This is a genomic window from Streptomyces sp. NPDC059788, from assembly GCF_042732265.1.
Classification (GTDB): Bacteria; Actinomycetota; Actinomycetes; order Streptomycetales; family Streptomycetaceae; genus Streptomyces.
Window position 1 is genome coordinate 23,455 of record NZ_JBHWHY010000078.1, and the last position, 7,775, is coordinate 31,229.

Annotated in this window: 6 protein-coding genes and 1 pseudogene; all 7 read left to right on the forward strand. The window is 68.0% G+C overall.

Annotation, left to right across the window (positions count from 1 at the left end):
- Positions 1-462 precede the first annotated feature (462 nt).
- Complete coding sequence (gene ccrA / locus ACFV57_RS40230) at positions 463-1,800, forward strand: crotonyl-CoA carboxylase/reductase (protein ID WP_385243442.1); 1,338 nt, start codon at positions 463-465, stop codon at positions 1,798-1,800.
- An 18-nt stretch (positions 1,801-1,818) separates the two neighbouring features.
- A pseudogene (locus ACFV57_RS40235) lies at positions 1,819-3,846 on the forward strand (protein meaA); the annotation flags it as partial.
- Positions 3,843-4,802 (forward strand): HpcH/HpaI aldolase/citrate lyase family protein, encoded by a 960-nt coding sequence (locus ACFV57_RS40240; protein ID WP_385243445.1) that lies wholly within the window; start codon positions 3,843-3,845, stop codon positions 4,800-4,802. The pseudogene ACFV57_RS40235 and the gene ACFV57_RS40240, both read left to right, overlap by 4 nt.
- 5 nt (positions 4,803-4,807) lie before the next feature.
- Positions 4,808-5,329 carry a MaoC family dehydratase gene (locus ACFV57_RS40245; protein WP_385243462.1) on the forward strand — a complete coding sequence of 174 codons (522 nt, stop codon included), beginning with the start codon at positions 4,808-4,810 and terminating at the stop codon, positions 5,327-5,329.
- 1 nt (position 5,330) lies between these two features.
- Positions 5,331-6,539: an acyl-CoA dehydrogenase family protein gene (locus ACFV57_RS40250; protein WP_385243448.1), complete on the forward strand. Its 1,209-nt coding sequence runs from the start codon at positions 5,331-5,333 to the stop codon at positions 6,537-6,539.
- 168 nt (positions 6,540-6,707) lie between these two features.
- Complete coding sequence (locus ACFV57_RS40255) at positions 6,708-7,355, forward strand: phosphatidylserine decarboxylase (protein WP_385243451.1); 648 nt, start codon at positions 6,708-6,710, stop codon at positions 7,353-7,355.
- Positions 7,342-7,775: CDP-alcohol phosphatidyltransferase family protein (locus ACFV57_RS40260; protein ID WP_385243454.1), on the forward strand; the 434-nt coding region annotated here is incomplete at its 3' end. The genes ACFV57_RS40255 and ACFV57_RS40260, both read left to right, overlap by 14 nt.

Genomic DNA, 7,775 nt, shown 5'->3' on the forward strand with positions numbered 1-7,775 from the left:
TGCCGGGGCGGCGTTCGACACGCCCTGGCACGCGTCGGGCTCCGCCTCCGGCACCATAGGCCACCACATTGTGTGCGCCCACTAAGGGGCGACATTTCACCATTTCGCCAGGGGATCACGGCCCCACCGGCCGCTCATGCGTGTCACCCAGGTGACATCTGAGAGAAATTGTTGGCACTCAGTGTCTTGTCGACTGGCACGCGGTGTCATACCTTGATGTTGTCCGGGCGGCCGGCGCACGGCGGCACCTCCCAGCGACAGCTGGGGGAAGACCACCGCGCACCGGCTGTCCCAGCAAGCCACTCGTGCCTGCCCGCCCGGACGCCTGCGTCACAGGCACCCTCACCGCGCTCACCAGCGCTGCCGGAACACCCCTCAGCCGAACCGACGGCACCGCCTTCCGCACCACCCCCGACGTTCCCTCAAGCCGTTTCCCTCGACAGGCTTCGCCGGAGGCACACCGTGAACCAGATACTTGACGCGATCCTCGCGCCAGAGAGCACCCGCGAAGACTTCGCCGCTCTGCCCCTGCCCGACTCCTACCGCGCGGTGACCGTGCACAAGGACGAGGCCGACATGTTCGACGGCCTGCCCACCAAGGAGAAGGACCCCCGCAAGTCGCTGCACATCGAAGAGGTGCCGGTGCCCGAACTGGGCCCGGGCGAGGCCCTGGTGGCCGTCATGGCCTCCTCGGTCAACTACAACAGCGTCTGGACCTCGATCTTCGAGCCGATGTCCACGTTCGGGTTCCTGGAGCGCTACGGCAAGCTGTCGCCGCTGGCCAAGCGCCACGACCTGCCGTACCACGTCATCGGCTCCGACCTGGCGGGCGTCGTGCTGCGCACCGGGCCCGGCGTCAACTCCTGGAAGCCCGGCGACGAGGTCGTCGCGCACTGCCTGTCCGTCGAGCTGGAGTCCGCCGACGGGCACAACGACACGATGCTCGACCCCGAGCAGCGCATCTGGGGATTCGAGACCAACTTCGGCGGCCTCGCCGAGATCGCGCTCGTCAAGTCCAACCAGCTGATGCCCAAGCCGGACCACCTGAGCTGGGAGGAGGCGGCGGCGCCCGGCCTGGTCAACTCCACCGCGTACCGCCAGCTGGTCTCCCGCAACGGCGCCGGCATGAAGCAGGGCGACAACGTGCTGATCTGGGGCGCCAGCGGCGGACTCGGCTCGTACGCCACGCAGTTCGCGCTGGCCGGCGGCGCCAACCCGATCTGTGTGGTCTCCAGCGACCAGAAGGCGGAGATCTGCCGGAAGATGGGCGCCGAGGCGATCATCGACCGCAACGCCGAGGGCTACCGGTTCTGGAAGGACGAGCACCACCAGGACCAGCGCGAGTGGAAGCGGTTCGGCAAGCGCATCCGCGAGCTGACCGGCGGCGAGGACGTGGACATCGTCTTCGAGCACCCGGGCCGCGAGACCTTCGGCGCGAGCGTGTACGTCACGCGCAAGGGCGGCACCATCGTCACCTGCGCCTCCACCTCCGGCTACACCCACGAGTACGACAACCGCTACCTGTGGATGTCGCTCAAGCGCATCGTCGGCTCGCACTTCGCCAACTACCGCGAGGCGTGGGAGGCCAACCGCCTGATCGCCAAGGGGAAGATCCACCCGACGCTCTCCAGGACGTACGCCCTCGAAGAGACCGGGCAGGCGGCCTACGACGTGCACCGCAATCTCCACCAGGGCAAGGTCGGCGTGCTCGCGCTGGCACCCGAGGAAGGCATGGGCGTGCGCGACGAGGAGAAGCGCGCGCGGCACATCGACGCCATCAACCGGTTCCGCAACGTCTGACCGGACGGGCGGACCCCGAGAGTACGGACCAACATGACCGAACGTCACAAGGATCGTCCGTGGCTGATGCGGACCTACGCCGGGCACTCCACCGCGGAGGCGTCCAACGAGCTCTACCGGCGCAACCTCGCCAAGGGCCAGACGGGCCTGTCGGTCGCCTTCGACCTGCCGACGCAGACCGGTTACGACCCGGACCACATCCTCGCCCGCGGCGAGGTCGGCCGGGTCGGGGTCCCCGTCTCGCACCTCGGCGACATGCGCCGGCTGTTCCAGGACATCCCGCTGGAGCAGATGAACACCTCGATGACCATCAACGCCACGGCCATGTGGCTGCTGGCGCTGTACGAGGTCGTCGCCGAGGAGCAGGGCGCCGACATCGCCAAGCTGTCGGGCACCACACAGAACGACATCGTCAAGGAGTACCTCTCGCGCGGGACGCACGTCTTCCCGCCGGGGCCGAGCCTGCGGCTGACCACCGACATGATCACGTACACGGTGGCGCACATCCCCAAGTGGAACCCGATCAACATCTGCAGCTACCACCTCCAGGAGGCGGGCGCGACACCGGTGCAGGAGATCGCGTACGCGATGAGCACCGCGATCGCCGTGCTCGACGCCGTACGGGACTCGGGGCAGGTGCCGCCGGAGAAGTTCGGTGACGTGGTCGCGCGGATCTCCTTCTTCGTCAACGCCGGGGTCCGGTTCGTCGAGGAGATGTGCAAGATGCGCGCCTTCGGCCGCATCTGGGAGCAGATCACCCGCGAGCGGTACGGCGTCGAGAACCCCAAGCAGCGCCGCTTCCGCTACGGCGTCCAGGTCAACTCGCTCGGCCTGACCGAGGCGCAGCCGGAGAACAACGTCCAGCGGATCGTGCTGGAGATGCTCGCCGTCACCCTCTCCAAGGACGCCCGCGCCCGCGCCGTACAGCTCCCGGCCTGGAACGAGGCGCTGGGCCTGCCGCGGCCGTGGGACCAGCAGTGGTCGCTGCGCATCCAGCAGGTACTGGCCCACGAGTCGGACCTGCTGGAGTACGAGGACATCTTCGCCGGGTCGCACGTCATCGAGGCCAAGGTCGGGGCCCTGGTCGAGGAGTGCCTGGCGGAGATGGCCCGGATCGAGGAGATGGGCGGCGCGATGGCCGCCGTCGAGTCCGGCTATCTGAAGTCGCAGCTGGTCTCCTCGCACGCCGAGCGGCGGGCCCGGATCGAGGCCGGCGAGGAGAAGATCGTCGGCGTCAACTGCTACGAGTCGACCGAGCCCAACCCGCTCACCGCCGACCTGGACGCCGCCATCATGACCGTCGACCCGGACAACGAGGCGGGCGTGGTGAGCGCGCTGCACCGGTGGCGGGACGACCGCGACGAGGTCCGCGCCCAGGAGTCCCTGTCGGCGCTGAAGAAGGCCGCGGCCGGCGACACGAACCTGTTCGCCGCGACCCTCGAATGCGCCCGCGCGGGCGTCACCACCGGCGAGTGGGCCTGGGCCCTGCGGGACGTCTTCGGCGAGTTCCGGGCGCCGACCGGTGTCTCGGGCGCGCCGCTCGCCGTGACCGCCGAGGCCGGCACGCCGCTCGCCGCGGTCCGTGCGAAGGTCGAACGCACCGCCGCCGACCTGGGCACCGGCCGGCTGCGCCTGCTGGTCGGCAAGCCCGGCCTGGACGGGCACAGCAACGGCGCGGAGCAGATCGCCGTACGGGCCAGGGACGCCGGGTTCGAGGTCGTCTACCAGGGCATCCGGCTGACGCCCGAGCAGATCGTCACGGCGGCCGTCGCCGAGGACGTGCACTGCGTGGGCCTGTCGATCCTGTCCGGCTCGCACGCCGAGCTGGTGCCGGACGTGCTGCGGCGGCTGCGCGAGAGCGGCGACAGCGACATTCCCGTCATCGTCGGCGGCATCATCCCCAACGCCGACGCGGCGGCCCTCCGGAAAGCCGGAGTGGCGGCCGTGTTCACCCCGAAGGACTTCGGTATCACGGAGATCATCGGCCGTATCGTCGACGAGATCCGTACCGCGAACAAGCTCGACCCCCTGGAGGTCCCCGCGTGACTGTCAACCGCCTGCGCCCCCGCCGTTCCTGCCTCGCCGTCCCCGGCAGCAACCCGCGCTTCCTGGAGAAGGCTCAGGGCCTCCCCGCCGACCAGGTCTTCCTGGACCTGGAGGACGCCTGCGCGCCGCTGGCCAAGGAAGGCGCCCGGCACACCATCGTGGACGCGCTGAACAACGGCGACTGGTCCGGCAAGACCCGCGTCGTGCGGGTCAACGACTGGACGACGCACTGGACGTACCGGGACGTCATCACCGTCGTCGAGGGCGCCGGGCAGAACCTGGACTGCATCATGCTGCCCAAGGTCCAGGACGCCGAGCAGATCGTCGCGCTCGACCTGCTGCTCACCCAGATCGAGACGACGATGGGCTTCGAGCCCGGCCGGATCGGCATCGAGGCGCAGATCGAGAACGCCAAGGGCCTGGTGAACGTGGACGCGATCGCCGCCGCGTCGCCGCGCCTGGAAACCATCATCTTCGGCCCGGCCGACTTCATGGCCTCCATCAACATGAAGACGCTGGTCGTCGGCGAGCAGCCGCCCGGGTACGGCGCGGATGCCTACCACTACATCCTGATGCGGATTCTGATGGCGGCCCGCGCCCACGACCTCCAGGCGATCGACGGCCCCTACCTCCAGATCAAGAACGTGGACGGCTACAAGGAGGTCGCCGGGCGCGCCGCCGCGCTGGGCTTCGACGGCAAGTGGGTGCTGCACCCGGGGCAGGTCGAAGCGGCCAACGAGGTCTTCTCGCCCTCGCAGGAGGACTACGACCGCGCCGAGCTGATCCTCGACGCGTACGAGTGGCACACCTCCGAGGCGGGCGGCAAGAAGGGCTCCGCGATGCTCGGGGACGAGATGATCGACGAGGCCAGCCGCAAGATGGCGCTCGTCGTCAGCGGAAAGGGCCGCGCCGCCGGCATGACCCGTACCTCGAAGTTCGAAGCCCCGGAGGCGTGAGCGCGATGCAGTTCGGCCGTACCTTCGAGGAATTCACCGTCGGGGACGTCTACAAGCACTGGCCGGGAAAGACGGTCACGGAATACGACGACCACCTCTTCTGTCTGCTCACGATGAATCACCACCCGTTGCACATGGACAGCAACTACGCGGAGCGGACCACCGACTTCGGGAAGAATGTCGTGGTCGGCAACTACATCTACTCGCTGTTGCTGGGCATGTCGGTGCCGGATGTGTCGGGCAAGGCGATCGCGAATCTGGAAATCGAGTCGCTGAAGCACGTCGCGCCCACTTTTCACGGGGACACGCTCTACGGCGAGACGACGGTGCTCGACAAGACGCCGTCAAAATCCAAGAGCGACCGCGGGATCGTGTACGTGGAGACCAAGGGCTACAAGCAGGACGGCACCCTGGTGTGCGTCTTCCGGCGCAAGGTGATGGTGCCCACCGCCACGTACGTCAAGGAGCGCGGCGGGGAGCAGCCGGGCCGCCCCGAGCTGCGGGAACCGGCCCGTAAGGAGAAGTGAGATGAGCGGACGCCTCGCACAGACCGAGGGCCTGACGGACATCCAGCGGGAAATCCTCTCGACGGTCCGTGACTTCGTCGACAAAGAGATCCTCCCGGTCGCGACCGAGCTGGAGCACCGGGACGAGTACCCGACGCGGATAGTCGAGGGGCTGAAGGAACTCGGCGTCTTCGGGCTGATGATTCCCGAGGAGTACGGGGGTCTCGGCGAGTCGCTGCTGACGTACGCGCTGACGGTGGAGGAGATAGCCCGCGGCTGGATGAGCGTGTCGGGCATCATCAACACGCACTTCATCGTGGCGTACATGCTCAAGCAGCACGGCACGCGGGAACAGAAGGACTATTTCCTGCCGAAGATGGCGGCCGGTGAGATCCGCGGCGCCTTCTCGATGTCGGAGCCGGCGCTCGGCTCGGACGTCTCGGCCATCACGTCCAAGGGGGTGGCGGAGGGCGGCGATTATGTACTGACCGGTCAGAAGATGTGGCTGACCAACGGTGGTTCGTCAACTCTCGTCGCGGTGCTGTGCCGTACGGACGAGGGCCATCCGCAGGGCACCGCGCCGCACAAGTCGATGACCACCTTCCTCGTGGAGAAGGAGGCCGGTTTCGGCGAGGTGCGGCCGGGGCTGACCATCCCCGGCAAGATCGACAAGATGGGCTACAAGGGGGTCGACACCACCGAGCTGATCATGGACGGGCTGCGGGTGCCCGCCGACCGGGTCCTCGGCGGCGAGACCGGACGTGGCTTCTATCACATGATGGACGGCGTCGAGGTCGGCCGGGTCAACGTGGCCGCACGGGGCTGCGGCGTCGCGCAGCGCGCCTTCGAGCTGGGCGTTTCGTACGCGCAGCAGCGACACACCTTCGGCAAGCCGATCGCCCAGCACCAGGCGATTCAGTTCAAACTTGCCGAAATGGCTACAAAGGTTGAAGCGGCCCATGCGATGATGGTCAACGCCGCACGCAAAAAGGACTCCGGGCAGCGAAACGACCTTGAGGCGGGCATGGCCAAGTACCTGGCCTCCGAGTACTGCAAGGAGGTGGTGGAGGACGCGTTCCGCATCCACGGCGGCTACGGCTTCTCCAAGGAGTACGAGATCGAGCGCCTCTACCGGGAGGCACCGATGCTCCTCATCGGTGAAGGTACCGCCGAGATCCAGAAAATGATCATCGGCCGACGGCTACTGGAGGAGTACCGAATCCAGGGGTGAACGCCCGATTTGGGGTGCTTTATTCAGGACGAAGATCACACCCCGTCATCGTTGTTCGGCCATGGATTGGCTCTGGCTCTTGGCCAGTTGCCGCTCGCAACCGATACCATCCGGGAAAGCCGCCGTCCCCCATTGCATATGCGGCATCCTCCGCTACGAAGGTCATCCATGCCCCACAGCCAATCCTCTGCACAACGCGGTCGTGTCCGCCTCGCGCGCGGAGCGTCGCCGTGGCTTCTGCCGACCGTCGCGACGGCAGCGGTCAGCCTGGCCCGTTCCCGTCGCTCGGGACGCTGGGCCGCCGCCGCCGTGCCCGCCACCGCACTGGCGGCGGGCATGCTGTGGTTCTTCCGCGACCCTGAGCGGGAGATCGCTCAGGGCCGGGTCATCTCCCCGGCCGACGGCGTGGTGCAGAGCATCATGCCGTGGAAGGACGGGCGCACCCGCGTCGCGATCTTCATGAGCCCGCTGAACGTCCACGTCAACCGCGCGCCGCTGGCCGGCACGGTGACGTCCGTGGAGCACATCCCCGGCGGGTTCGTCCCGGCGTTCAACAAGGAGAGCGAGAACAACGAGCGGGTGGTCTGGCACTTCGACACCGAACTCGGCGACATCGAGATGGTGCAGATCGCCGGTGCCGTGGCCCGCCGCATCGTCCCCTACGTACCCCAGGGCTCGAAGGTGGAGCAGGGCGAGCGCATCGGCCTGATCCGCTTCGGGTCGCGCGTCGACGTCTACCTCCCGGCGGGTGTCGAGGCCGCGGTCGAGGTCGGCCAGGCCACCACCGCGGGGGTGACTCGTCTTGACCGTGATTGATCCCGACACACAGCCCGCCTGGGTCGCGGAGGTCGACGAGGAGGACGCGGCCGACGACATGCCGCTGTCCACCCGGCTGTCGATAGCGGACACGCTCACCCTCGGCAACGCCATCTGCGGCTTCATGGCCGTCTACTTCACCACCACCGGCGTCCTGATCCCGCACCTGACGGGCAACGAGGACGGCGGGATGGCGCGGCACAGCGCCGCCATGGCGGTGATCCTGATGCTGCTGGCCTCCATCTTCGACCTGTTCGACGGGCTCGTCGCGCGCAAGCTGCGGGCCTCGGCGATGGGGGCCGAGCTCGACAACCTCTCCGACCTGATCAGCTTCGGGCTGGCGCCCGCGTACTTCGTCGTCACCTGGGGCATGGTCGCCCCGGACTCGCACCAGCGGGTCTCGGTGGTCGCCGCGGTGGT

What these genes read in the sequence shown, in the direction of transcription:
- ACFV57_RS40245 (WP_385243462.1), top strand. Translation starts at nt 4,808, where the DNA reads ATGCAGTTCGGCCGTACCTTCGAGGAATTCACCGTCGGGGACGTCTAC.
- ACFV57_RS40250 (WP_385243448.1), top strand. Translation starts at nt 5,331, where the DNA reads ATGAGCGGACGCCTCGCACAGACCGAGGGCCTGACGGACATCCAGCGG.
- ACFV57_RS40255 (WP_385243451.1), top strand. Translation starts at nt 6,708, where the DNA reads ATGCCCCACAGCCAATCCTCTGCACAACGCGGTCGTGTCCGCCTCGCG.